Origin of the sequence: Streptomyces sp. SS7, from assembly GCF_037993025.1 — a bacterium.
In the GTDB taxonomy this organism is placed as follows: domain Bacteria; phylum Actinomycetota; class Actinomycetes; order Streptomycetales; family Streptomycetaceae; genus Streptomyces.
This window is the reverse complement of record NZ_CP141223.1, coordinates 3,016,508-3,041,372: the sequence shown is the minus strand read 5'-3', so window position 1 is coordinate 3,041,372 and position 24,865 is coordinate 3,016,508. Positions and strand designations below refer to the sequence as shown.

The window sequence follows — 24,865 nt, the reverse complement described above, 5'->3', positions numbered from 1 at the left end:
TCAGGATCAACCGGCTGTACGCGCGAGGATTTGCTCGTGAAATGCCCTGATTGCAGGGCCGGTCACGCAAGGAGCTATGCGCGAGGTGTGCGTATCGATGACTGGAATCCGATAGATGGTCAGGTTCCCTGCGGGGAGATCACGATGGCAACTCTAGTGACCCTCATTGAAGAGTCAAGTAGCGATTTGCCGGGCTAGGGGAACCCTCAAACCCTTCCAAAACAGTGGAGTGCGCCCCGGAAACATCAAAATTCAGCCACGTCGCGACGGTCCAGACCTTCGACCGGCATGGTGCAGGAAACTGCAGGTGAACCGGTCACGGGGCTCAATTCGGAGGTCGCACCCCCTCGCCAATGACCCCAATCGGAATAAATGCACCATCGCGCCGGCCGCCTGAATGACTGAAATGCGGTGTCAGTGACACGTGTCGGCCTCCTCGCGATTCTCCGTCGTTCGCCAGGAGTTCAGAGCGCCGGAGCCCGAAGAGGCGCGGCGCAATGCGCCCCTGCTCGGCGGGAAAGGCCTCCGCTTGAAAGGCGTCCCCGGAAAGGCCTCCTCCACCCTCCACCGGGGACCAGCGGCGTCGACCCGGGCACCCAGGGGGTGGCGGTGCGGTGGGGGGACGGCGGCGGCGTGCGCCCAGGAGTACGCGGACTGCTGGGGAGGCCGGGCGCTCTGTTCAGTCCTTCGGTCCTCGCTCGCACAGACCGCGAAGGACCGTGCCGCACTTGCGCGCGTACGCCTGCTGCAACCCCCGGGTCGCCGGGCCCGCCGCGCGGGCGTACCACTTGGCCGCGCGGCTGAAGGCCGAGACCGTCAGCCATACCGTGCCGTCGCCGGTGCGGTCGACCAGGAAGGACTCCTCGCCGCACTCGGGGTGGCCGGAAAGGGTGCCGTAGGCCCAGCCGGCGCGGCGGTGTTCGTCGGTGGTCCATATGACGCGGCAGGGGGCCTTGATCAGGCCGGCCAGGGTGATCGTGACGTCCACGTCGGGCGCCGCGCGGTCCGCCGAGGTGGTGACGCCGACGCCCATCGCGCGGTGCATCTCCCACGTCATGACGGCCTCCGCCGCGCGCCGGAAGAGGTCGTGGCCCTCGCCGACGCGGGTGCGCACGTGCAGGGCGTGGAAGCCGGGCGGGCAGAAGCCGGGGCGGTCGCGGGTCGCGCCGACGTCGTCGTAGGTGAAGTCCTTGGGCGGCATGGGAGACAAGGGTAGGGCGGTACCCGGGGATGCCTTCCTCCCGGGTACCGCCCCGTGTCGGAGCCTCATGTCCTAGCTGACGTTGACCGCCGACCAGGCCGCGGCGACCGCCGTGTACTCGGTGCTGGTCGAGCCGTACAGCGCCGACGCCGCGCTCAGGGTCGCCGTGCGGGCGCCCTTGTAGTTCGTCGTCGAGGTCATGTACGTGGTCAGCGCCTTGTACCAGATCTGCAGCGCCTTGGCGCGGCCGATGCCGGTGACCGTGGAGCTGTTGTACGTCGGCGAGTTGTAGGTCACGCCGTTGATCGTCTTCGAGCCGCTGCCCTCGGACAGCAGGTAGAAGAAGTGGTTCGCGACACCGGACGAGTAGTGGACGTCCTTGCTGCCGACGGAGGAGGACCAGTAGTCCGCCGAGCCGCCGTCCTTGCTGGGCTTGTCCATGTAGCGCAGCGGGGTGCCGTCGCCGTTGATGTCGATCTTCTCGCCGATGAGGTAGTCACCGGGGTCGTTGGCGTTGGCCGCGTAGAACTCCACGCCCGTGCCGAAGATGTCCGAGGTCGCCTCGTTGAGGCCGCCGGACTCGCCGGAGTAGTTCAGGCCCGCGGTGTTGGCGGTGACGCCGTGGCTCATCTCGTGGCCGGCCACGTCCAGCGAGGTCAGCGGGTGGGTGTTGCCCGAGCCGTCGCCGTACGTCATGCAGAAGCAGCTGTCGTCCCAGAACGCGTTGACGTACGCGTTGCCGTAGTGGACGCGGGAGTAGGCGGCCACGCCGTTGTTCTTGATGCCGCTCCGGCCGAAGGTGTTCTTGTAGAAGTCCCAGGTGACCTGGGCTCCGTAGGCGGCGTCGACGGCGGCCGTCTGGTCCGTGGTGGAGCTGGAGGCCGCGCCGGTGCCCCACGTGTCGTCGGCGTCGGTGAACAGGGTGCCGGCCGAGGAGGACGTGGCGTGCGCCTTGTTGTACGTCTTGTGGCCGCCGCGGGTGCCGTCGGTCAGCTGGTACGTCGAGCCCGACAGGGTGGTGTTCAGGCTGACGGTGCCGGAGTACAGGCTCTTGCCGGTGCCGGTCTCGATGCCCTGGTACTCGTAGAGCTTCTTGCCGGTGGCCGCGTCGGTGATGACGTGCAGCTCGTTCGGGGTGCCGTCGTCCTGGAGGCCGCCGACGACCGTCTCGTAGGCGAGGACCGGCTTGCTGCCGTTGCCCGCCCAGATCACCTTGCGCGGCGCGTTGTCGGCGGCGGTCTTGGCCGAGCCGGCGGCCTTGGCGAGGGTCAGCGCCTGCTTCTCCGCCTTGGCGGCGGTGACGACCGGCTTGAGCGAGGCGACCTTGATGGTGGTCTTCGTCGCCTTGGTGACGCCCTTGTTCACGCCCGAGGCCGACTCGTGGACGACGAGGTCGCCGCCGAGCACCGGCAGGCCCGCGTAGGTCCGCTCGTAGCGCGTGTGGACGGTGCCGTCGGCGTCCTTGACGACGTCGCGGACGACCACTTCTCCTTGGTGCCGAGGCCTATCTCCTGGGCCGTCTCGGCCGCGTCGGCCTGCTTGCCCTTGATCAGCGCGGTGCGGGCGGAGGCGGAGAGCGCGGTCGGCGCGGCGAACGGCTTGGCCGCGGCGTCCGAGGCGGTCGGAGCGGCCACGGCACCGGAGGTCAGGCCGGTGGTGACCAGGGCGCCGGCCGCGACCGCGGTGGCGATCGCCAGGGTGGTGCGCTGGTGACGCGCGTAGAGGGAGGTCACACAAGCTCCTTGGATGTGGGGGTGCCCGGACGGCGTGGGGATGCCGTCCGAAGCTGCGGTGAAGTTGTGCGGCGGTTGCCAGGAAGCGTCGCACTAAGGTCGCGTACATGTCAGGACCCCCTTCTGATGTTGGCTGAAAATCGACCAACCGATGAACATTGCCGGAATGTAAACCGAGGTGACCTCGGTAAAGGGCCAACAGGTCGTGGGCAATCGCCTGGCAAAAAGGCGGTGCCGCTCCGGAGGGGTGTGTCCTCCGGAGCGGCACCTGTGAGCAGCCTGTCGGCGACCTACGGGAAGGTCAGCTTCCAGCTGTTGATGTACCCCGTGTCGGCGGCCGCGTTGTCCTGGACCCGCAACTGCCAGACACCGTTGGCGACTTCGGAGGAGGCGTTCACCGTGTACGTGGTGCTGAGGTTGTCGGTGCTGCCGCCGGTGCCGTACGCCTTCAGCGTGTATGCCGAGCCGTCGGGGGCGACCAGCTGCACCTGGAGGTCACCGATGTAGGTGTGGACGATGTCCACCCCGACCTGGAGGTTGGAGGGCGCGTTGCCGGTCCGGCCGGAGACGGTGATCGACGAGGTGACCGCCGCGCCGTTGTCCGGAATCGATACGTCGGTGGTGTTCTCGAAGGAGGTGCCACCGCCCCCGCCGCCACCGGGCCGCGAGCCGACCGCGATGGCCGCCCAGGCGTTCGCCACCGCCGTGTACTCCGCGCTCGTCGTGCCGTACAGCTCACCGGCCGCCGCCAGCGTCCCGGTGCGGGCGCCCGCGTAGTTGGTGGTCGAGGTGAACTTCGTGGTCAGCGCGCGGAACCAGATCTTCTCCGCCTTGTCCCGGCCGATGCCGGTGACCGGGAGACCGTCCGCCGTGGGCGAGTTGTAGGTGACACCGTTGATCGTCTTGGTGCCACTGCCCTCGGAGAGGAGGTAGAAGAAGTGGTTCGCCGGGCCGGACGAGTAGTGCACGTCGATCGAGCCGATGCCCGAGTACCAGCTGTCCTTCGACGAGCCGTCCTTGCTCGGCTTGTCCATGTACCGCAGCGGGGTCCCGTCGCCGTTGATGTCGATCTCCTCGCCGATGAGGTAGTCACCGACGTCCGAGGAGTTGTTGGCGTAGAACTCCACCGAGGTGCCGAAGATGTCCGAGGTCGCCTCGTTGAGGCCGCCGGACTCGCCGGAGTAGTTCAGGCCCGCGGTGTTGGCGGTGACGCCGTGGGTCATCTCGTGGCCCGCCACGTCGATCGCCGTCAGCGGGTGGGTGTTGCCCGAGCCGTCGCCGTACGTCATGCAGAAGCAGCTGTCCGACCAGAACGCGTTGACGTAGTTGCTGCCGTAGTGGACCCGCGAGTAGGCGCCCACGCCGTCGCCGCGGATGCCGCTGCGCCCGTGCACGTTCTTGTAGTAGTCCCAGGTCAGGGCCGCGCCGTAGTGGGCGTCGGCGCCCGCGGTCTCCGCGTTCGACGCCGCGCCGTTGCCCCAGACGTCGTCGGGGCCGGAGAACAGCGTGCCGGTGCCGGAGGTACCCCGGTTGAGGTTGTACGTCTTGTGGTTGCCGCGCGCCGCGTCGGTCAGGTTGTACGTCGACCCGGACTGCGTGGTGCCGAGCGTCACCGTGCCGCTGTACATCGTGTTGCCGGTGCCGGTCTCGATGCCCTGGTACTCGTAGAGCTTCTTGCCGGTGGCCGCGTCGGTGATGACGTGCAGCTCGTTCGGGGTGCCGTCCTCCTGGAGGCCGCCCACGACCGTCTCGTACGCCAGGACCGGGGTGCCGTTCGCCGCCCAGATCACCTTGCGCGGCGCGCGGTCGGTGGCCGCGCCGGCCGCGCCGTCGGCCTTCGCCAGGGTGAGGGCCTGCTTCTCCGCCTTGGCCGCCGTGACGGTGGGCGTCAGCGAGGCGACCTTGATGGTGGCGCCGGTGGCCTTGCGGACGGCCTTGGTCGCGCCCGACTTCGCGGTGTCCACGACCAGGTCGCCACCGAGGACGGGCAGGCCGGCGTAGGTGCGCTCGTAGCGGGTGTGCAGGGTGCCGTCGGCGTCCTTGACGACGTCACGGACGACCAGTGCCTCCTGGGCGCCGAGGCCCAGCTTGTCGGCGGTCGCCGCCTTGCCGGCGTCGGCCGTGCGGATCAGCTCGGCGCGCTGGGCGGGGGTGAGCTTGACGGACTCGGCGCCCGTCGGCTTCGGGGCACGCTCCGGGGCGGCGGTCGCGGCGCCGGACTGCACGGCGGCGGCGATCAGGGCGGAGACGCCGATCAGGGCGACGGCGGCGGTCTTGCGGACTGCTGTGTGGGGGGTGCGTCTGCGAGAGGAAGTGCTTCTCACCACTGACTCCTTCTGCTGGACACGACAAAGGCGGTGCGCAGAACGGTTTGTGCTGTGGGGTTGCTGTGGAGTAGCAGTGGGAAGAGTGGCAGGGGATTGCGCTCTCTGTCAGGAGCGCGTCAGAAATTTGGCCGGAAAGGGTCCGGTGTCCGGGGGTTCGTGTTCGATAAACGGATGATCAGGCTAGGCTGTCCCGCCAGGCCCGGTGCAGGTCCGCGAACCGGCCCCTGCCCGCGACGAGGTCGGCGGGCGCGCCGTCCTCGACGATCCGTCCGTGCTCCATCACCAGCACCCGGTCGGCGATCTCCACCGTCGACAGCCGGTGCGCGATCACCACCGCCGTACGGCCCTTCAGTACGGTCGCCATCGCGGCCTGCACGGCCCGCTCCCCGGGGATGTCCAGCGAACTGGTCGCCTCGTCCAGGATCAGCACCGCCGGGTCCGCGAGCAACGCCCTTGCGAACGCCACGAGTTGCCGCTGACCCGCGGAGATGCGGCCGCCCCGCTTGCGGACGTCGGTGTCGTAGCCGTCGGGCAGGGCGCTGATGAACTCGTGCGCGCCGATCGCCTTCGCCGCCCGCTCGATCTCCTCCCGGGTCGCGTCGGGGCGTCCGATGGCGATGTTCTCGGCGACCGTGCCGGAGAACAGGAACGCCTCCTGCGTCACCATGACCACCCCGCGCCGCAGCTCGGGCACGGCCAGCTCGCGCAGATCGACCCCGTCGAGCAGCACCCGCCCGCCGGACGGGTCGTAGAAGCGGGCCAGCAGCTTGGCCAGGGTGGACTTGCCCGCGCCGGTGGAGCCGACGACCGCGACCGTCTGCCCGGCGGGCAGGGTGAGGGCGAAGCGCGGCAGGACCTCCCCGCCGGTCCGGTAACCGAAGGACACCTCGTCGAACACGACCTCGCGGCCGGGCAGTCCGCCCCGGCGGGCGGGCAGTTCCTTCGGCACCGACGGCTCGGGCACCGACGGCGTCTGTGCCAGCAGCCCCGCGATCTTCTCCAGCGAGGCCGCAGCCGACTGGTACGAGTTGAGGAACATGCCGAGCCGGTCGATCGGGTCGTACAGCCGCCGCAGGTACAGCACCGCCGCCGCCAGCACACCCAGCGCCAGGGTGCCGCCCGCCACCCGGTAGGCGCCCCACAGGACGATCAGCGCGACGGCCGTGTTGGCGACGATCCGCGAGCCCGTGACGTACCGGGCCATCTCCAGCAGCGCGTCGCCGTTCGTCCGCTCGTGGCGGCGGTTGAGGTCCCCGAAGTCGGCGTCGTTGACGGCCTCGCGGCGGAAGGCGCGCACCGGCCGGATGCCGTTCATCGTCTCCACGAACTTCACGATCACGGCCGCGATCGCGGTGGACCGGGCGGTGAACACCCGGCCCGCGCGCCGCTGGTAGATCCGGACCAGCAGGTACAGCGGCACGAACGACGCGACCGCCACCGCGCCGAGCCCGAGGTCCAGCCAGAGCAGCATCGCCGAGATGTACCCGAAGGACAGCACCACGGTCACCACCTCCTGGAGACCCTCGTCGAGGAGTTCGCGCAGGGACTCCACGTCCGTGGTGGAGCGGGAGATGAGCCGGCCCGAGGTGTAGCGCTCGTGGAAGTCCACGCTGAGGGCCTGCGCGTGCCGGAAGATACGGCCGCGCAGATCGAGCAGCACGTCCTGGTTGACCCGGGCGGCCGCGATCAGGAACGCGTACTGGAGCGCGCCGGAGGCCAGCGCGCAGCCCAGATAGCCGACGGCCACCGCGATCAGCGGGCCGTCGTCCCCGGCCCGCAGCGCCGGCACCGCGCGGTCGATGGCGTACGCCACCAGCAGCGGCCCCGCCTGGACGGCCGCCTGCTGGAGCAGCAGCAGGAGCGTGGTCAGCGCGACCCGTGCCCTCATGGGGGCGAGCAGGGAGCGCAACAGGATGCCGGTGGCGCCGGGCGGGGTGGGCAGGACGTCCTTGTCGAAGGGGTCGCCGGCCGCCCGCACGGGCAGGTCCTCCGACCGGTCGTCGGTGGTGGGGGACGAGGTGGTGGGGGCGCTCATCGGTCGTCCTCCTGGCGGCCGTTCCCTGACATGAGGTGGGCGTACTCGGTGTTGGCGCGCAGCAGTTCCTGGTGGGTGCCGACGGCGGTGATCCGGCCCCCGGAGAGCAGGGCGACCCGGTCGGCGAGCAGCACGGTGGACGGGCGGTGGGCCACGATGAGCGCGGTCGTGTCGGCGAGGACCTGGCGCAGCGCGGCCTCCACGGCGGCCTCGGTGTGCACGTCCAGCGCGGACAGCGGGTCGTCCAGCACGAGGAACCTCGGCTGTCCCACCACGGCTCTGGCCAGCGCCAGCCGCTGCCGCTGCCCGCCGGAGAGGCTGAGTCCCTGCTCGCCCACCTGGGTCTCGGTGCCCTGCGGGAGGTCGTGCGCGAACTCGGCCTGGGCGATGGCGAGCGCCCGCTCGAGGTCGGCCGCGCCGGCCCGGTCGCCGGCCCCCATCAGCACGTTCTCCCCGATGCTCGCCGAGAACAGCGTCGGCTCCTCGAAGGCGACGGCGACCTTGGCGCGCAGTTCGTCGCGGGGCATCGCGGTGACGTCCTCGCCGTCGAGCGTGATCCGCCCGGCGGTCACCTCGTGCAGCCGGGGGACGAGCGCGGTGAGTGTGGTCTTGCCGCTGCCGGTGGCGCCGACGAGGGCCATGGACTCACCGGGCCGGATGTGCAGGTCGACCCGGTCCAGGGTCGGGGGCGAGCCGGGATCGGCATCGGGATACCGAAACACGACCCCGACGAACCGCAGCCCGTCACCGGTGACGCCCGGACCCGAGCCCGCGGACTCCCCACTCCCGGCACCCGTCCGGGCCCCGGCACCCGCCAACGCCCCCGCGCCCGCCCGCACCCCCGTCGCTGTTTCCGTTTCCGGGGGTTCGTCCATTACCTCGAAGTAGCGTTCCGTCGCTGTCGACGCCTCCTGGCTCATCGCGAGCAGGAAGCCGATCGAGTCGACGGGCCAGCGCAGGGCGAGGGCCGTCGACAGGAAGGCGACCAGGGTGCCCGCGGACAGTTCCCCGTCCGCCACCTGGACGGTGCCCAGCACCAGCGCCGCCCCGATCGCCGTCTCGGGCAGGGTCACGATGACGGCCCAGATCGTCGCCAGCAGCCGGGCCTTGCGCAGCTCCGTCCCCCGCAGGGTGGACGACAACGAACGGAAGGCCCGCGCCTGGCTGCGGTGCCGGCCGAACCCCTTGATGATCCGGATGCCGAGCACGCTCTCCTCGACGACCGTGGTCAGATCGCCGACCTGGTCCTGGGCGAGCCGTGCCACGACCGCGTAGCGGTTCTCGAAGACCACGCACATCACCATCACGGGGAGGGCGGGCCCCAGGATCACCAGGCCCAGGGACCAGTCCTGGAGCAGCATGATGATCACGCCCGCCAGGATGGTCACCGCGTTGACCAGCAGGAACGTCAGCGGGAAGGCGAGGAACATCCGCACCAGCATCAGATCCGTGGTGGCCCGGGACAGCAGCTGTCCCGAGGCCCACCGGTCGTGGAAGGCCACCGGCAGCCGCTGGAGATGCCGGTACAGCCCGGCCCGCATCTCCGCCTCGACGTGCGAGAGCGGCCGCGCCACCAGCCAGCGCCGGAGCCCGAACAGTCCGGCCTCCAGGAGCCCGAGCAGCAGCAGGTACAGCGCCCCGAGCCAGACGCCCGCCGGGTCACGGTCGGCGATCGGCCCGTCCACCATCCATTTCAGGACGAGCGGGATCACCAGCCCCACGCAGGAGGCGACGACGGCCACGGCCGCGGCGGTGAACAGCCGCACCCGCACCGGCCGCACATACGGCCACAAGCGCAGCAACGTCCGCACCGCGGACCGGTCCTTGGTGGTTGCACGTGTCGTCGACATCACGAGCGAGCCTACGGATCGGCACGGACATCGCCCACCGGGTTTTGGCCGGTGCCGGGTCGGTCGCTGGTCCTACGACCTGCGCGTTCGAGGGGCCCGTACCCCGTGCGGGTGAATCTCGGGGGTCCGTCCCCGGCCGGGCGGCGGTCAGCGGTCCGCGACGCGCATCTCGAACCAGGTCGTCTTGCCGCGGGGCAGCAGGTCCACGCCCCAGCGGTCGGAGAGCTTGTCGACGAGGAAGAGGCCGCGGCCGCTGATGTCCAGTTCCTGGACCGGCATGAGGCAGGGCAGACCCCGGGAGGGGTCGCGGACCTCGACGCGGATCCAGCCCCGGCGCCGGCGCAGCCGGAGGCCGAAGACACGGGCGCCGGTGTGGCGTACGGCGTTCCCGACGAGTTCCGAGACGAGCAGCACCGCGTCCTCGGTCATCTTGGGGGACAGCCCCCACTGGCGCAGGACGACGACCTGGGTGAGACGGCGGGCCGTGGCGGCGGACTCGGGGCGGGAGGGGAGCGGAACCTCGCCCTCCGTGGGGTTGCCGAACAACTCCAGCGCCTTCAGCGCCCGTTCGTCCTCCACCGCAGGCGACCAGCGTGCCGCGGCCACGTGCCCGTGCCCCCGCGGCTGTTCGACATCCTCCAGCCCCGCCATGCCCCCATCATGGCCGTCCGGGGCGCCCTCCGGGGCCGTTCCGGCGGAATACGCCCCCTCGGCGGTCTCGTCGGACGCCCGGCCCAGGGCCTGCGCCGGGGGCGGTTCGGAGTCCGGAGAATCCACGTTGACCTGCGGTGACGGATCCTGTGCGGGCAATCGCCGGACTCCCTCGACAAGGCGGGCTCAGGGTCAACCCCAGGGTCCCACGAACCGCCCCATCGAGGGACCCGGACGGGACATCTCGGATGAGACATCCCGTCAATTGCAAGCCTTTGCAACTCCGTTCGGGGAGACCTGCCTCACACGGCCGGCCTCAAGGGACCCGCCTCACGGGACCCGCCTCACAGGAACTTGGCCTTGCCCGGCCCTTCCTCGACGAAGCTCCGCATGCCGATCTCACGGTCGGCGGTGGCGAACAGACCCGCGAACCAGGTGCGCTCGACCGCGAGACCGGTGTCGAGGTCCGTCTCCAGACCGGTGTCGACCGACTCCTTCGCCGCCCGCAGCGCGAGCGCCGGGCCCTGGGCCAGCTTCGCGGCCCAGGCGTGGGCCTGCGGGTACACCTCGGCCGCCGGGACCACCCGGTCCACCAGGCCCAGGGTCAGCGCCTCGTCCGCCTTCACCATCCGGCCGGTGAAGATGAGGTCCTTCGCCCTGGAGGGGCCGATCAGCCGGGCGAGGCGCTGGGTGCCGCCCGCGCCGGGGATCAGCCCGAGCAGGATCTCCGGCTGGCCCAGCTTGGCGTTGTCGGCCGCGATCCGGAAGTCCGCGCAGAGGGCGAGCTCGCAGCCCCCGCCCAGGGCGTAGCCCGTGACGGCCGCCACGACCGGCTTGGGGATCCGGGCCACCGCCGTGAAGGAGTCCTGGAGGGCGCGCGAGCGCAGGACCATCGCGGTGTGGTCCATGTCCTGCATCTCCTTGATGTCCGCGCCCGCCGCGAACACCTTCTCCCCGCCGTACACCACGACGGCGCGGACGTCGTCCCGGCGGGTCGCCTCCTCGGCCAGCTCCTTGAGCCGGTCCTGCGTGGCGACGTCCAGGGCGTTCATGGGCGGGCGGTCGAGGCGGATCGTGCCGACGCCGTCGGCGACTTCGAGATGAACGGTCATGGCAGCAGGTTAACCACCATTAACGACGGCGGGCCCGGTGCCGTTGGTCACAGCACCGGGCCCGCCGGAGAGGGGTCCTGCCGGGGGCCTACTTGGTCCACTCGGCCCAGGAGAGGTTCCAGCCGTTGAGGCCGTTGGCCGGGTCGACCGTCGGGTCGGTGGAGTTCTTCACCGTCACCACGTCGCCGATCATCGAGTGGTTGAAGAACCACGCGGCCGGGACACCGCTGTCGTAGCCGCCGCGCACGTCGCGCAGGCCGATGCAGCCGTGGCTGGCGTTGTAGTTGCCGAAGGCGTCGCCGCCCCAGTAGTTGCCGTGCACGAAGGTGCCGGAGTTCGTCAGCCGCATGGCGTGCGGGACGTCCTTGATGTCGTACTCGCCGTCGTAGCCGACGGTGTCGCCGTTCATCCGGGTCACCGTGAACTTCTCACTGATGACCATCTGGCCGTTCCAGGTGGCGTAGCCGGGCTTGCCCGTGGTCACCGGGATGGTCTTGAAGAGCTTGCCGTCCCGCATGATCTTCATCGTGTGCTTCTTGGCGTCCACGATCGACACCTGGCTGCGGCCGATGGTGAAGGAGACGGTCTTGGACTGCTTGCCGTAGACGCCCTTGCGGCCCTCGACGCCGTCCAGGTTCAGCTTGACGGTGACCTTGGTGCCGGCCTTCCAGTACTGCTCCGGGCGGAAGTCCAGGCGGTCGTTGCCGAACCAGTGGCCCTCGACGTCCACGGCCGGCTCGGTCTTGATCTCGATGGCCTTCTCGACGTCGGCCGGCTTGGTGATGCCGCGCGTGAAGCGGACCGAGAACGGCATGCCGACGCCGACGGTGGAGCCGTCCTCGGGCGTGAAGTTGCCGATGAAGGTGTTCTGCGGGCTGAGCGTCGTGAAGGAGGAGTCCTCGGCGGCCGTACGCCCCTCGGAGTCCTTCGCGACCGCGTGCACCTGGTACTCGGTCGAGGCGGCCAGGTGCGTGGCCGGCGTCCAGCCGCTGCCGTCGGCGGAGATCGCGCCCTTGATCGCCGTGCCCTTGTCGTCCTTGACGGTGACCTCGGTCAGCTTGCCCTTGCTGGCCGTCACCTTCAGGGCGCCGGTGGTGTCGACGTCCTTGGCGCCGGTCTTCGGGGCGATCGAGACGACCGCCTCCGACTGCTTGCTCCCGGCCGCCGCCGCCGTGCTGCCCTTGTCGTTCTTCTCCTTGGCGTCGGACCCGGAGTCCGAGCCGCCGCCCCCGCCGCACGCCGTGACGGCGAGCAGCATCCCGCCGACGATCAGCGCCAACCGCTTGTTGCGGCCGCGTGGGCGCCTCGCGATCGACGCCCCCGATATCGGTCGCACGTTCAAGTCGTTCTCCCCTCCCCGGGCCTGGCCAGGCCCCCACCCCCGCGCTTCCCGCGCGATCATTTGCGCATATTAACCGCGCGGTTTTGAGCTGCGTGTCAGGTGAATGTCACCGTTCCGTCGCAACTTGGACCATGATCGGGCGGGGATGGTTGCACGGCGGGGAGAGGTTGTCCGCGGTCGGCTACCCGGCGTCCTCCGCGGTCCAGTCCGCCCAGCTCATGTTCCAGCCGCCGAGCCCGTTGTCCGGCGCGACCTCCTTGTCCTTGCTGTGGACCACCTCGACGACGTCCCCGATCAGCGAGCGGTCGAAGAACCAGCCCGCCGGGGTGTCCGAGGCACCGCCCCTGACGTCCATGAGGCCGACGCAGCCGTGGCTGACGTTGGCGCTGCCGAAGACGTCCGGCTCCGCCCAGTAGTTCCCGTGCAGGAAGGTGCCGGACTCGGTCAGCCGCATGGCGTGCGGCACGTCCGGGATGTCGTACTCGCCCTTGCCGTCCTTCTTCTTGAAACCGACCGTGGCGCCGTTCATCCGGGTCAGTTCGAGCATCTCGGTGACGACCATCTTCCCGTTGTACGTCGTCGTCCTCGGCGCCCCCGCCGTGATGGGCACGGTGGCGATCGGATCGCCCTCGCGCCACACCTTCATCGTGTGCTTCTCCGCGTCCACCAGGGAGACCTGGCTGCGGCCGACGGTGAAGGAGAACGTCTTGTACTGCAGCCCGTACACCCCGGGCGCGCCCTCCACGTCCCGCAGCCGCAGCGCGACCGTGACCCTGGTGCCGGGCTTCCAGTACTCCTCGGGACGGAAGTCGAGCCGGCCGCCGCCGAACCAGTGCGGCCGGATCTCCACGGCCGGCTCGGCGGTCACCTCGATCGCCCGCTGCACGGCGGCCCGGTTCTCGATCTCCCGGCTGAAGTCCAGCGAGACGATCATCCCGGTGCCCACCGTGGAGCGGTTCTCCGGCGTGACGTACCCGATGAACCGCTCGTCGGGGACGTAGGTGGTGAAGGTGGTGTGCCGGGCCGAGCGGTTGCCGTCGCCGTCCAGCGCCACGACGTCGACCGTGTAGCGGGCGGCCAGCGCCAGCCGGCCGCCGTCCGGCCGCCAGCTGCGCCCGTCGGCCGAGATCCGGCCCGTCACCCGGGTCTCCTGGGCGTCCTGCGACCGCACCACCTTCACCGACTCCAGCCGCCCGTCCGGCACCCGGACCAGCAGCGCCGTCTCCGGCCGCACCCCCTTCGCGTGGTCGTCCGGGGTCACCCGGATGACGTCCTCGGGGGCCGCCGGTCTGCCGAGCATCCGGTCCAGCCCGTTTCCGCCGTCGCCCGAGCAGCCCGCGGCCCCGGCCAGGAGTCCTGCCCAGGTCACTACGGCGGCCACTGCGACGCCCGCGCGCCGTGCGCGCCCATGTACGTGCCTCACGGTGTGTCCAACGACCGGGTGCGCCCCCGGGAAACGTGAGTGCGAGGCGCGCTCTGGGCAGAACAGGGGGAGGACGACAGCGCGGGGCGGCGGCGGCCGGGACGCCGTACGCCCGCCCCTACGTCGTACCCACGAGCCGCGGGAGGCTGAACGGTGTCCAGCGCAGCCGAGCAGGAGGCGGTGGCGGAGCAGCGCGCCACGCCGGACACCCGACTGAACGGGATGTCCCAGAAGGTGCCCGGCGTGCCCGTGCGCCCGGGTGCGCCCACCCCGCTCGGCGCCCGCTTCCGGGTCGGCCCGGACGGGGTCGCGGGCACCAACTTCGCGCTGTGGGCGGGCGGGGCGGAAGCCGTCGAGCTGTGCCTGTTCGACGAGGCCGGCCGGGAGACCCGGGCCGCGCTCACCGAGCTGACGCACGAGATCTGGCACGGCTTCGTCCCGGGCGTGATGCCGGGCCAGCGCTACGGCTTCCGGGTGCACGGCCGCTGGGACCCGTGGACCGGCGGCCGCTGGAACCCGGCGAAACTGCTCCTCGACCCCTACGCCCGCGCGGTCGACGGCGACTTCACCCTCCCCCCGGAGGTGTACGGGCACGTCAGGGACTGGCCCCAGCAGCAGGTCGCGGACACCGTGCGCGACGAACGGGACTCGGCGCCGTACGTCCCGAAGGGCGTGGTCGTCCATGACGACGACGACTGGGCCGACGACCGCCGCCCCAAGACGCCGTGGGCCGACTCCGTCATCTACGAACTCCACGTCAAGGGCTTCACCCGGCGCCACCCCGGCATCCCCGAGGAACTCCGCGGCACCTACGCCGGACTCGCCCACCCCGCGGCGATCGAGCACCTGGTGGGACTGGGCGTGACCGCGGTGGAGCTGCTCCCCGTCCACCAGTTCGCCCACGAGGACCACCTGCTCCGCCGCGGCCTCAGGAACTACTGGGGCTACAACTCCATCGGCTACTTCGCCCCGCACGCCGGCTACGCCTCCTCCGGTACGACGGGACAGCAGGTCGGCGAGTTCAAGCGGATGGTGCGCGCCCTGCACGCGGCCGGGATCGAGGTGATCCTCGACGTCGTCTACAACCACACCGCCGAGGCCGGCGAACTCGGCCCCACCCTCTCCCTCAAGGGCATCGACAACCGCGGGTACTACCGACTCCAGTCCGACGCCCGCCGCTACGCCGACTACACCGGCTGCGGCAACACCCTGCACGTGGTGCAGCCGCACGTGCTCCGGCTGATCACGGACTCCCTGCGCTACTGGGTCACCGAGATGGGCGTGGACGGCTTCCGCTTCGACCTCGCCGCCGCCCTCGCCCGCTCCATGCACGACGTCGACATGCTCTCCCCGTTCCTCGCGGTCATCGCCCAGGACCCGGTGCTGCGGCGGGTCAAGCTGATCGCCGAGCCGTGGGACGTGGGGTCGGGCGGCTACCAGGTGGGCGCCTTCCCGCCCCTGTGGACCGAGTGGAACGACCGCTACCGCAACGCCGTGCGCGACTTCTGGCGGCACGCGCTGCCGGACGTCCGCGAGATGGGCTACCGGCTGTCCGGCTCCAGCGACCTCTACGCCTGGGGCGGCCGCCGCCCGTACGCCTCGGTCAACTTCATCACCGCCCACGACGGCTTCACCCTGCGCGACCTCGTGTCCTACGAGCGCAAGCACAACGAGGCCAACGGCGAGGGCAACCGGGACGGCACGGACGACAACCGGGCCTGGAACTGCGGGGCCGAGGGCGAGACGGACGACGAGCGGGTCCAGGCCCTCAGGCGACGGCAGCTGCGCAACCTGCTCACCACCCTGCTGCTGTCGACCGGCGTGCCCATGCTGGTCGCGGGCGACGAAATGGGCCGCACCCAGGGCGGCAACAACAACGCGTACTGCCAGGACAACGAGACCGGCTGGCTGGACTGGGGCCTGCTGGAGGAGCCCCGGTGGCGCGCCCTCCTCGACCTGACCTCCCGGCTGATCGCGCTGCGGCACCGGCATCCGGTGCTGCGCCGCCGCGCGTTCTTCTCCGGCCGGGCGCACTCGGCGGACGGGCTGCGCGACCTGGCCTGGTTCACCGCGCGGGGCACGGAGATGACCGAGGGCGACTGGTACGCCCCCGCCGCGACCCTCGGCATGTACCTCTCGGGCCGGGACATCCCCGGCCGCGACGAACGGGGCGCCCCCATCACCGACGACAGCTTCCTCGCGGTGCTGCACGCCGGGGACCGGCCGGTGAGCTTCGTCCTGCCGGGGCCGCCGTGGGCGGAGCGCTACGAGGTGGTCGTCGACACCTCCCGCGAGCACCAGACCGAGCCCCCGGGCGTGCTCCACCGGGCGGGGGAGGCGGTCACGGTGCCGGCGCGGTCGGTGGTGCTGCTGCGGGTGGCGGGCTGAGCCGCCGCTCGGCCCACCACCCCGTCAGTTCCCGGACCTTCTCCTCGAAGCGCGCGTCGGCGAACGACGTCGGCGCGGGCAGGGTCGTCCGGCGGCCGTCCGCGAGGTGCGCGACCACCTGGCCCACTCCGAGGACGCGGCGGACCTCCAGCCGCGCGATCCCGGACCACGGAAGCTCACGGCGCGCCCCGTTCACGACCACCAGGGCGTCCTCGGTGAGGACCACCCCGCGCCGACGCCCCGTCAGCGTCAGGACGGCGACGCCGACGAGGGACCAGCCCAGCACCTGCCCGAGGTCGCGCGCGCTCATCGGGTCGCCGGCGAGGAGCTTCCCGGCGTACAGCACCAGCGCGGCGCAGAGGAAGCCGAGCGCGCCGGGGAGGGCGCGCTGCGCGAGGCCGAGCCGGAACGATCGCCCGGGGCCCTGTGCGGTCCGGGGAGCGGAGGAGTTCAAGGAGACCACCGTTCACTCACTGAGGGGCGCTCCAGCGTGGCATGCCGGGCGCGCCGGGAGGCAGGGGGCCGCCCGCCCGGGCCGACGCCGGCTGGGGTCGCCACGCGGGTGAATGACTCCATTTCTTACCTTTTGCCCCTTAAATGGTGCGGGTGACTCCGACCGACCGCCGTGCCGCGCTGCGGGCGGGTGCCGGACTGGTCGCCGGGGGCGCGTTCGCCGGTGCGTGCTCCGCGTCCGGCTCCGCCTCCGGCCCCTCCTCCGGTGCGTCCCCCGGCCCGCCCTCGCCCCCGGCGACCAGTCCGGCACCCGCCGGTCCCCGGCCCGCCCCGGCCCCCCGCGCCTTCCCCGGACAGCCGGCCCAGATCAGCCACGGCCCCCGTGACCGGCCCCGGGTCGCCCTCACCTTCCACGGGCAGGGCGAACCGGCCCTCGCCGAGGCCCTCCTGGGGGAGGCCGAGCAGCATGGGGCGCGGGTCACCGTCCTCGCCGTCGGGACCTGGCTCGACGCCCACCCGGCCCTGGCCCGGCGGATCCTCGACGGCGGGCACGACCTCGGCAACCACACCCACCGGCACCTCGACATCAACGCGATGTCCGAGACCGAGGCGCGCGGCGAGATCGAGGAGTGCGCCCGGCGGCTCAGACGGCTCACCGGCTCCGTCGGGACCTGGTTCCGGCCCTCGCGCGCCTCCCGCGCCTCCCCGCTCGTCCAGCGGCTGGCCCGCGCCGCCGGCTACCCCCACGTCCTGTCCTACGACGTCGACTCCCTCGACTTCACCTCGCCCGGCGCCGCCGCCGTCACGGCCAACGTCCTGCGCGAGGTCCGCGACGGATCCGTCGTGAGCCTGCACTTCGGCTACGCGGACACCCTCGCCGCGCTCCCCGCCGTACTGGACGAACTCGCCCGCCGCGGACTGCGCGCGGTCACCACCACGGAGCTGATCGGCTGATGCGACCCCCCCTCCTCACCCGTGCCCTGTTCACCGCCGCCGCCCTCGCCGCCCTCGCCGCCTGCGGCGGCGGGTCCGGGGGCCGGCCGGACCGGGCCGCCACCACCAAGGCCGCCGTCCCCGCCCCGGCGCGCAAGCCGGCCGTGGACGGACTGCCCGGCATGCCGCCCGTCCTCGACCCGAAGGACGTCTACGCCGCCGACCGCCCGGACAAGCTCTCCCCGGTGGTCAAGGACTTCCCCTCCCGCGTCTACGTCCCCAACACCGAGTCCGACACGGTCTCCGTCATCGACCCCAGGACCTACGAGGTGATCAGGACCCTGCGGGTGGGCCGGCAGCCGCAGCACGTGGTGCCCTCCTGGGACCTGAAGACGCTCTGGGTCAACAACGACCGGGGCAACACCCTCACCCCCATCGACCCGCGGACGGGCAGGACCGGCAAGCCGGTCGACGTGCACGACCCGTACAACCTCTACTTCACGCCCAACGGCAGGTACGCCGTCGTCATGGCCTCCCTCGACCGCGAACTCGTCTTCCGGGACCCGCACACCATGAAGCGGATCAGGACCGAACCGGTCACCTGCTACGGCGTCAACCACGCCGACTTCTCCCTCGACGGGCGCTACTTCATCGTGTCCTGCGAGTTCAGCGGGGAGCTGCTGAAGGTCGACACCGAGAAGATGAAGGTGATCGCCCAGCAGAGACTGCCCTTCAAGGGCGCCATGCCGCAGGACGTCAAGATCTCGCCCGACGGCAAGCGGTTCTACATCGCGGACATGAAGGCCGACGGCCTGTGGATCCTCGACGGCGCCACCTTCGCCCGGCCCGCCTTCCTCCCCACCGGCAAGGGCACCCACGGTCTGTACGTCAGCCGCGACTCCCGCGAGATGTACGTCTCCAACCGGGGCGAGGGCACCATCTCCGTCTTCGACTTCGCCCGCGGTGAGGTCACCCGCAAGTGGCGGCTGCCCCACGGCGGCAGCCCCGACATGGGGGGCGTCTCGGCGGACGGCAAGGTCCTGTGGCTCTCCGGCCGCTACGACGCCGAGGTGTACGCCGTCGACACCCGCACCGGAAAGCAGCTCGCCCGCATCCCCGTCGGCAGCGGCCCGCACGGCCTCGCCGTCTACCCCCAGCCCGGCCGCTACTCCCTCGGCCACACCGGCATCTTCCGCTAGTGCCGTGACCGGAAAGGTTCACCGGCTCGCGACGCCCGGCACGGCACCTCGCGAGCTTCCCGGCAAACCTTCCCGGTCACGGCACTAGAGCGAGGTTGTAGACCTTCCGCACGCACCCGAACGTACGCGACAGCTCCGCTGCCTGCGCGTCGGCCGGATGGAAGCGGTACTTGAATGCCGGACGCTGGACCGCTCTGGCAGCGAGAGGCGCCCGAGGCGGCCCACCGTGAGGAGTTCGCCTGGGTGGTCGCCGCACTGGAGGAACACACGGGCAGCTAATCTGACCTGCGTCAGTACGACAGCAAGACACCGCAAGGTATGGCGAAGAGGGGCGGATCGGTGGCCGACATCGAAGAAGCACGCACGCAGTTCCAGCGCATCGACACGGACGGCGACGGTTTCATCACCGCCGCCGAGTTCAAGACCGCCCTGGCCCAGGAGGGCGACTGGAACGTCACCGAGTCGGTGGCCGAGGCCATCATCAAGACCCGCGACCTGAACGGCGACAAGGTCCTGTCGTTCGACGAGTTCTGGGTGTACCTGAGCAAGTAGGGCGGGGAAGGGGGCGCCCCGGACGGGACGCCCCCCTTATAGACGTCCCCTGGGAGGACTTTTCGGGGACTTTCACGTCTGTCTCGGGGAGTTTCCGGGGACTTTCCGCCGCGTAAGCAGGAAAGGCCCTGACAGCGCCGAAAGAAACGAACGCGCTGTTCAGGGCCCATTCCCTAGCACTCGATGATGTTCACCGCCAGCCCGCCCCGGGCCGTCTCCTTGTACTTGACGCTCATGTCGGCGCCCGTCTCCTTCATCGTCTTGATGACCTTGTCGAGGGAGACCTTGTGGGAGCCGTCGCCGCGCATGGCCATGCGGGCGGCGGTGACCGCCTTGACCGCGGCCATGCCGTTGCGCTCGATGCAGGGGATCTGGACCAGGCCGCCCACGGGGTCGCAGGTGAGGCCGAGGTTGTGTTCCATGCCGATCTCCGCGGCGTTCTCGACCTGCTCGGGGGAGCCGCCGAGCACCTCGGCGAGGGCGCCGGCCGCCATCGAGCAGGCGGAGCCGACCTCGCCCTGGCAGCCGACCTCGGCGCCGGAGATGGAGGCGTTCTCCTTGAAGAGCATGCCGATCGCGCCGGCCGCGAGCAGGAAGCGGACCACGCCGTCCTCGTCCGCGCCGGGGACGAAGTTGACGTAGTAGTGCAGGACGGCCGGGATGATGCCCGCCGCGCCGTTGGTCGGGGCGGTGACGACGCGGCCGCCCGCGGCGTTCTCCTCGTTCACCGCCATCGCGTAGAGGGTGATCCACTCCATGGAGTGCGCGAGCGCGTCGCCGTCGGCGCGCAGCTGACGGGCGGTGACGGCGGCCCGGCGGCGGACGCGCAGCCCGCCCGGCAGGATGCCCTCCCGGGACATGCCTCGGGCGACGCACGCCTGCATCACCCGCCAGGTCTCGAGGAGGCCCTCGCGGATCTCCTCCTCGGTGCGCCAGGCCCGCTCGTTCTCCAGCATCAGCGCGGAGATCGACAGTCCGGTCTCCCGCGTCAGGCGCAGCAGCTCGTCGCCCGTGCGGAAGGGGTACTTCAGGACCGTGTCGTCCAGCTTGATGCGGTCCGCGCCCACCGCCTCCTCGTCGACGACGAAACCGCCGCCCACCGAGTAGTACGTCTTCGTCAGCAGCTCCGCGCCCGAGGCGTCGTACGCCCGGACGGTCATGCCGTTGGCGTGGTAGGGCAGCGCCTTGCGGCGGTGCAGGACCAGGTCGTCGTCGAAGGAGAACGGGATCTCCCGCTCGCCGAGGAGCCGCAGCCGGCCCGACTCCTTGATCTGCTCCACCCGCTCGTCGGCGGTCTCCACGTCCACCGTGCGGGGAGAGGCGCCCTCCAGGCCGAGCAGGACCGCCTTGGGGGTGCCGTGACCGTGGCCGGTGGCGCCGAGCGAGCCGTACAGCTCGCAGCGGACCGTGGCGACGGAGTCCAGCAGCGCGTCGCCGTGCAGGCGCCGCGCGAACATCCGGGCCGCGCGCATCGGGCCGACCGTGTGCGAGCTGGACGGGCCGATGCCGATCGAGAAGAGGTCGAAGACCGAGATGGCCACAGGGTTTCCTCACAGGAAGGGCGGGGGCACACGCCTTCGGGTACCCCCACCGGGGAACTACTTGTCCAGAGCGGGGTAGAGCGGGTGCTTGTCGGCGAGGGCCTCGACCCGGGCCTTGAGCGCCGCGGCGTCGTAGACCGGCTTGAGGGCCTGGGCGATGACGTCGGCGACCTCGGCGAAGTCCTCGGCGGTGAAGCCGCGGGTGGCGAGGGCCGGGGTGCCGATGCGCAGGCCGGAGGTGACCATCGGCGGGCGCGGGTCGTCGGGGACGGCGTTGCGGTTGACGGTGATGCCGACCTCGTGGAGGCGGTCCTCGGCCTGCTGCCCGTCCAGCTCGGAGGCGCGCAGGTCGACGAGGATCAGGTGCACGTCGGTGCCGCCGGACAGCACGTCGATGCCGGCCTCCCGGGCGTCCGGGGCGGTCAGGCGCTCGGCCAGGATGCGCGCGCCCTCCAGGGTGCGCTGCTGGCGCTCCTTGAACTCCGGCGAGGCGGCGACCTTGAAGGAGACGGCCTTGGCGGCGATCACGTGCTCCAGGGGGCCGCCCTGGAAGCCGGGGAAGACGGAGGAGTTCAGCTTCTTCGCGAACTCCTTCTTCGCCAGGATGATCCCGCCGCGCGGGCCGCCGAGGGTCTTGTGGGTGGTGGAGGTGACCACGTCGGCGTAGGGGACGGGGCTGGCGTGCAGGCCCGCGGCGACCAGGCCGGCGAAGTGGGCCATGTCCACCCACAGGTGGGCGCCGGCCGCGTCCGCGATACGGCGGAACTCGGCGAAGTCGAGCTGGCGCGGGTAGGCCGACCAGCCCGCGATGATCACCTTGGGGCGGTGCTCCAGGGCGAGCTTCTCCACCTCGGCCATGTCGACCAGCCCGGTCGCCGCGTCGACGTGGTAGGCGACCACGTTGAACTGCTTGCCGGAGAAGTTCAGCCGCATGCCGTGGGTGAGGTGGCCGCCGTGGGCCAGGTCCAGGCCGAGGATCGTGTCGCCGGGCTGGGCCAGCGCGAACAGGGCGGCCTGGTTGGCGGAGGCGCCCGAGTGCGGCTGGACGTTGGCGTACTCGGCGCCGAACAGGTCCTTGACCCGGTCGATCGCGATCTGCTCGGCCACGTCCACGTGCTCGCAGCCGCCGTAGTAGCGGCGGCCCGGGTAGCCCTCGGCGTACTTGTTGGTCAGGACCGAGCCCTGCGCCTCCATGACCGCGAGCGGAGCGAAGTTCTCCGACGCGATCATCTCGAGCGTGGACTGCTGACGGTGCAGCTCGGCGTCGACCGCGGCCGCGATCTCCGGGTCGAGCTCGTGCAGGGGGGTGTTCAGAACAGTCATCTGGACGGTCATCCTCAGCCGGCGGTGTAGGCGGTGTACTCGTCGGCGGACAGCAGTTCCTCCTGCTCACCGGCGGCGCGAACCTTGAACAGCCACCCGCCCTCGAAGGGGGCGGAGTTCACCAGCGACGGGTCGTCGACGACGTCCTGGTTGACCTCGACGATCTCGCCGTCGACCGGCGAGTACAGCTCGCTGACCGACTTGGTCGACTCCAGCTCACCGCAGGACTCGCCCGCGGTCACCGTGGCCCCGACCTCCGGGAGCTGCACGAAGACGACATCGCCGAGCGCGTTGGCCGCGTGCTCGGTGATGCCCACCGTCGAGACGCCGTCCTCGGCGGCCGACAGCCACTCGTGTTCCTTGCTGTAGCGCAGCTGCTGGGGGTTGCTCATGGCCTGAATTCTCCTGTACGCGAGGGAGTGCTGATGAATGGGGACCGCTCAGAACGGGCGTGAGCTGCGCGAATGTGCGCAGGGTCACGTGCCGGGCGGGGTCGGTGGTTACTTCTGGCGCTTGTAGAAGGGCAGGGCCACGACCTCGTACGGCTCGTGGCTGCCCCGGATGTCCACCCCGACGCCCCCGGTGCCGGGCGCGGCGTGCGCGGCGTCGACGTAGGCCATCGCGATGGGCTTGCCCAGGGTGGGGGAGGGGGCGCCGGAGGTGACCTCGCCGATCACCTGGCCGCCGGAGACGACGGGGTACCCGGCGCGCGGGATGCGCCGGCCCTCGGCGACCAGGCCGACCAGGACCCGCGGAGGGGACGACGCCGCGCGTTCGGCCGCCGCCTCCAGGGCCGTACGCCCCACGAAGTCGCCCTCCTTCCCGAACTTCACGACCCGGCCGAGCCCGGCGTCGAACGGCGTCAGCGACGTGCTCAGCTCATGCCCGTACAGCGGCATGCCCGCCTCCAGGCGCAGGGTGTCCCGGCAGGACAGACCGCAGGGGACCAGCCCGACGTCCCGGCCGGCCTCGGTCAGCGCCTGCCACAGCCCGACCGCGTGCTCCGGCCGCACGAACAGCTCGAAGCCGTCCTCGCCGGTGTACCCGGTGCGCGCGATCAGCGCGGGGACCCCGGCGACGGTGCCGGGCAGGCCCGCGTAGTACTTCAGGCCGTCGAGGTCGGCGTCGGTGAGCGACTTCAGGATGCCCGGCGACTCCGGTCCCTGGACGGCGATCAGCGCGTACGCGTCCCGGTCGTCGCGCACCTCGGCGTCGAACCCGGCGGACCGCTCCACCAGCGCGTCCAGCACCACCTGGGCGTTGGAGGCGTTGGCGACGACCAGGTACTCGGTCCCGCCGAGCCGGTACACGATCAGGTCGTCCAGGATGCCGCCGTCCTCCCGGCAGATCATGGTGTAGCGGGCGCGGCCCACGCCGACGGCGGCGATGTCGCCCACCAGCGCGTGGTTCAGCAGCTCGGCGGCCTGCGGCCCGGTCACCGCGATCTCGCCCATGTGCGAGAGGTCGAAGAGTCCGGCCCTGGTCCGCACGGCCAGGTGCTCGTCGCGCTCGGAGCCGTAGCGCAGCGGCATGTCCCAGCCGGCGAAGTCGGTCATGGTCGCGCCGAGCGAACGGTGCAGGGCATCGAGCGCGGTACGACGGGGTGGGTTACTGCTCATCGGACGGTCGTCTCCCAAGGCATGACGGGCGAGGTCGTTCCTGCCCGTTCCTCCCCATCTGTCATCGGAACCTGAGAGGTTCGCCATGACCCGCGGACGGGTTCACGGCTTGCACCTTGGGTGGGACCACCGGAACACGGCGGCCCGCTTTTCAGATGTGCCTCGCCCGCGCGGTAACGGGGCCTGAGAGATTCAAGGGAGGGACTTGCTCCTTCGGCGCCCCGGTGCGCACAGCTGTCGGGGACTCTCCCGCGCGGATTCAAACGGCCGGTATGCAGTTGGCGCGGACATCATTGCACGCCCGCACCCGATCGCGGCAGGCCGCATCTGTAACCGGCTTGTTGCTGTACGCGCACGAAATGAGGAGACCTCGCGCATTACCTTCTCTTTACGCTCGACGGGGAGGAGGGACTTACCCGAACCCCAGGGGAGGACGATCACGGTGGACAGGACCACGGCGAGGACCACGGCACTCGCGACCACCTCGGCGCTCACGCTGCCCGCACTGCCCGCACTGCCCGTACTGCCCGCACAGCCCGCGGGCCGGGCCCGGGAGGCCGGCGCTTCGCGGACCGTCCCCGTCGTCCGCGATCTGCGCGAGCGCGCCGGCCGCAGCCCGCACGGACTGCTCTTCGGCCCCCGTGACCTGGTCGTCGTCACCGGACTCCCCGGCAGCGGCAAGTCCACGCTGATGCGGCGCGCCGTGCGGGGCGCGGCCATCGACTCCCAGGACACCCGCGACCGCTGGGACGCCCGCGCCCCCCGCCTCCTGCCCTACGCCGTGTACCGCCCTCTGGTCCGCCTCGCCCACTTCGCCGGACTGCGCCGCGCCCTGCGCTCCGGCGAGGGCGTCGTCGTGCACGACTGCGGGACCCAGACCTGGGTGCGCGACTGGCTGGCCCGGGAGGCCCGCCGCCGCGGCGGCACCCTGCACCTGCTCCTCCTCGACGTCACCCCGGACACCGCGATCGAGGGCCAGCGCGAGCGCGGCCGCGGTGTCTCGCGGTACGCCTTCCTGCGGCACCGCAGGGCCGCCGCCCGCCTGGTCCGCGCCGTGGAGCGGGGCCGGCTGCCCGCCGGGGTCGGCTCGGCGGTGCTGCTCGACCGGGACTCGGCGGACGCCCTGCAGCAGATCGGGTTCACCGCATGAGCGCCCCGGACCGTCCGCGGACGGGGGAAAGCC

18 protein-coding genes, 2 pseudogenes and 1 riboswitch are annotated in these 24,865 nt (G+C 71.3%); of the genes and pseudogenes, 5 read left to right on the top strand and 15 right to left on the bottom strand.

The genetic code is table 11. The features are described 5' to 3' along the window. Positions 1-679 precede the first annotated feature (679 nt). From U5640_RS13845 to U5640_RS13805, 9 genes and pseudogenes are all read right to left on the bottom strand, one after another. Complete coding sequence (locus U5640_RS13845; RefSeq protein ID WP_340376109.1) at positions 680-1,201, bottom strand: DUF1990 domain-containing protein; 522 nt, start codon at positions 1,199-1,201, stop codon at positions 680-682. A gap of 72 nt (positions 1,202-1,273) precedes the next feature. After that, positions 1,274-2,934 (bottom strand): annotated as a pseudogene (locus U5640_RS13840) (M4 family metallopeptidase). Between the two features lie 290 nt (positions 2,935-3,224). After that, on the bottom strand, positions 3,225-5,258 hold the full coding sequence (locus tag U5640_RS13835; RefSeq protein WP_340376108.1) for a M4 family metallopeptidase: 2,034 nt from the start codon (positions 5,256-5,258) through the stop codon (positions 3,225-3,227). Between the two features lie 178 nt (positions 5,259-5,436). Beyond that, complete coding sequence (locus U5640_RS13830; protein ID WP_340376107.1) at positions 5,437-7,296, bottom strand: ABC transporter ATP-binding protein; 1,860 nt, start codon at positions 7,294-7,296, stop codon at positions 5,437-5,439. Next, a complete protein-coding gene (locus tag U5640_RS13825; RefSeq protein ID WP_340376106.1) occupies positions 7,293-9,146 on the bottom strand; it encodes an ABC transporter ATP-binding protein in 1,854 nt (617 codons plus the stop codon). Before U5640_RS13825 ends, U5640_RS13830 begins: the two co-directional genes overlap by 4 nt. Before the next feature lie 147 nt (positions 9,147-9,293). Then, positions 9,294-9,797 carry an ATP-binding protein gene (locus U5640_RS13820; protein ID WP_340385087.1) on the bottom strand — a complete coding sequence of 168 codons (504 nt, stop codon included), beginning with the start codon at positions 9,795-9,797 and terminating at the stop codon, positions 9,294-9,296. 344 nt (positions 9,798-10,141) lie between these two features. Beyond that, positions 10,142-10,909 carry an enoyl-CoA hydratase-related protein gene (locus U5640_RS13815; RefSeq protein WP_340376105.1) on the bottom strand — a complete coding sequence of 256 codons (768 nt, stop codon included), beginning with the start codon at positions 10,907-10,909 and terminating at the stop codon, positions 10,142-10,144. An 88-nt stretch (positions 10,910-10,997) separates the two neighbouring features. Next, positions 10,998-12,251, bottom strand: a complete 1,254-nt coding sequence (locus tag U5640_RS13810) for an Ig-like domain-containing protein (protein WP_340376104.1) — start codon at positions 12,249-12,251, stop codon at positions 10,998-11,000. A gap of 181 nt (positions 12,252-12,432) precedes the next feature. Continuing rightward, the gene (locus U5640_RS13805; RefSeq protein WP_340376103.1) at positions 12,433-13,674 is read right to left on the bottom strand and encodes an Ig-like domain-containing protein; all 1,242 of its coding nucleotides are present in this window, start codon (positions 13,672-13,674) and stop codon (positions 12,433-12,435) included. A gap of 153 nt (positions 13,675-13,827) precedes the next feature. Here U5640_RS13805 and glgX point away from each other — a divergent pair, with 153 nt between their 5' ends. After that, a complete protein-coding gene (gene glgX / locus U5640_RS13800) occupies positions 13,828-16,062 on the top strand; it encodes a glycogen debranching protein GlgX (RefSeq protein WP_340376102.1) in 2,235 nt (744 codons plus the stop codon). Here the strand turns inward: glgX and U5640_RS13795 are convergent. Continuing rightward, entirely contained in the window at positions 16,016-16,516 is a 501-nt protein-coding gene (locus U5640_RS13795; protein ID WP_340376101.1) for a hypothetical protein, read from the bottom strand. The genes glgX and U5640_RS13795 overlap by 47 nt on opposite strands. 143 nt (positions 16,517-16,659) lie before the next feature. Between U5640_RS13795 and U5640_RS13790 the strand changes: the two genes are divergently transcribed. Next, positions 16,660-17,469 (top strand): polysaccharide deacetylase family protein, encoded by an 810-nt coding sequence (locus U5640_RS13790; RefSeq protein WP_340376100.1) that lies wholly within the window; start codon positions 16,660-16,662, stop codon positions 17,467-17,469. Further along, a complete protein-coding gene (locus tag U5640_RS13785; RefSeq protein ID WP_340376099.1) occupies positions 17,469-18,647 on the top strand; it encodes a hypothetical protein in 1,179 nt (392 codons plus the stop codon). The genes U5640_RS13790 and U5640_RS13785 overlap by 1 nt, the downstream gene beginning before the upstream one ends. Before the next feature lie 85 nt (positions 18,648-18,732). Here U5640_RS13785 and U5640_RS13780 read toward each other — a convergent pair. Further along, a pseudogene (locus U5640_RS13780) lies at positions 18,733-18,903 on the bottom strand (helix-turn-helix domain-containing protein); the annotation flags it as partial. Positions 18,904-18,986: 83 nt separating this feature from the next. Between U5640_RS13780 and U5640_RS13775 the strand changes: the two are divergent. Then, the gene (locus tag U5640_RS13775; protein ID WP_340376098.1) at positions 18,987-19,199 is read left to right on the top strand and encodes an EF-hand domain-containing protein; all 213 of its coding nucleotides are present in this window, start codon (positions 18,987-18,989) and stop codon (positions 19,197-19,199) included. Positions 19,200-19,372: 173 nt separating this feature from the next. On the opposite strand, the gene U5640_RS13770 is transcribed toward U5640_RS13775, so the two are convergent. From U5640_RS13770 to gcvT, 4 genes are all read right to left on the bottom strand, one after another. Further along, positions 19,373-20,740 carry an L-serine ammonia-lyase gene (locus U5640_RS13770; RefSeq protein ID WP_340376097.1) on the bottom strand — a complete coding sequence of 456 codons (1,368 nt, stop codon included), beginning with the start codon at positions 20,738-20,740 and terminating at the stop codon, positions 19,373-19,375. A gap of 57 nt (positions 20,741-20,797) precedes the next feature. Beyond that, positions 20,798-22,063, bottom strand: coding sequence for a serine hydroxymethyltransferase (glyA, locus tag U5640_RS13765; protein ID WP_340376096.1), 1,266 nt, complete (start codon positions 22,061-22,063; stop codon positions 20,798-20,800). A 14-nt stretch (positions 22,064-22,077) separates the two neighbouring features. Further along, positions 22,078-22,455 (bottom strand): glycine cleavage system protein GcvH, encoded by a 378-nt coding sequence (gene gcvH, locus U5640_RS13760; protein ID WP_340376095.1) that lies wholly within the window; start codon positions 22,453-22,455, stop codon positions 22,078-22,080. Between the two features lie 108 nt (positions 22,456-22,563). After that, positions 22,564-23,682, bottom strand: coding sequence for a glycine cleavage system aminomethyltransferase GcvT (gcvT, locus tag U5640_RS13755; RefSeq protein ID WP_340376094.1), 1,119 nt, complete (start codon positions 23,680-23,682; stop codon positions 22,564-22,566). A 161-nt stretch (positions 23,683-23,843) separates the two neighbouring features. After that, positions 23,844-23,944: riboswitch (glycine riboswitch) on the bottom strand. 180 nt (positions 23,945-24,124) lie between these two features. Here gcvT and U5640_RS13750 point away from each other — a divergent pair. Then, entirely contained in the window at positions 24,125-24,832 is a 708-nt protein-coding gene (locus tag U5640_RS13750) for an AAA family ATPase (protein ID WP_340376093.1), read from the top strand. Positions 24,833-24,865 lie beyond the last annotated feature (33 nt).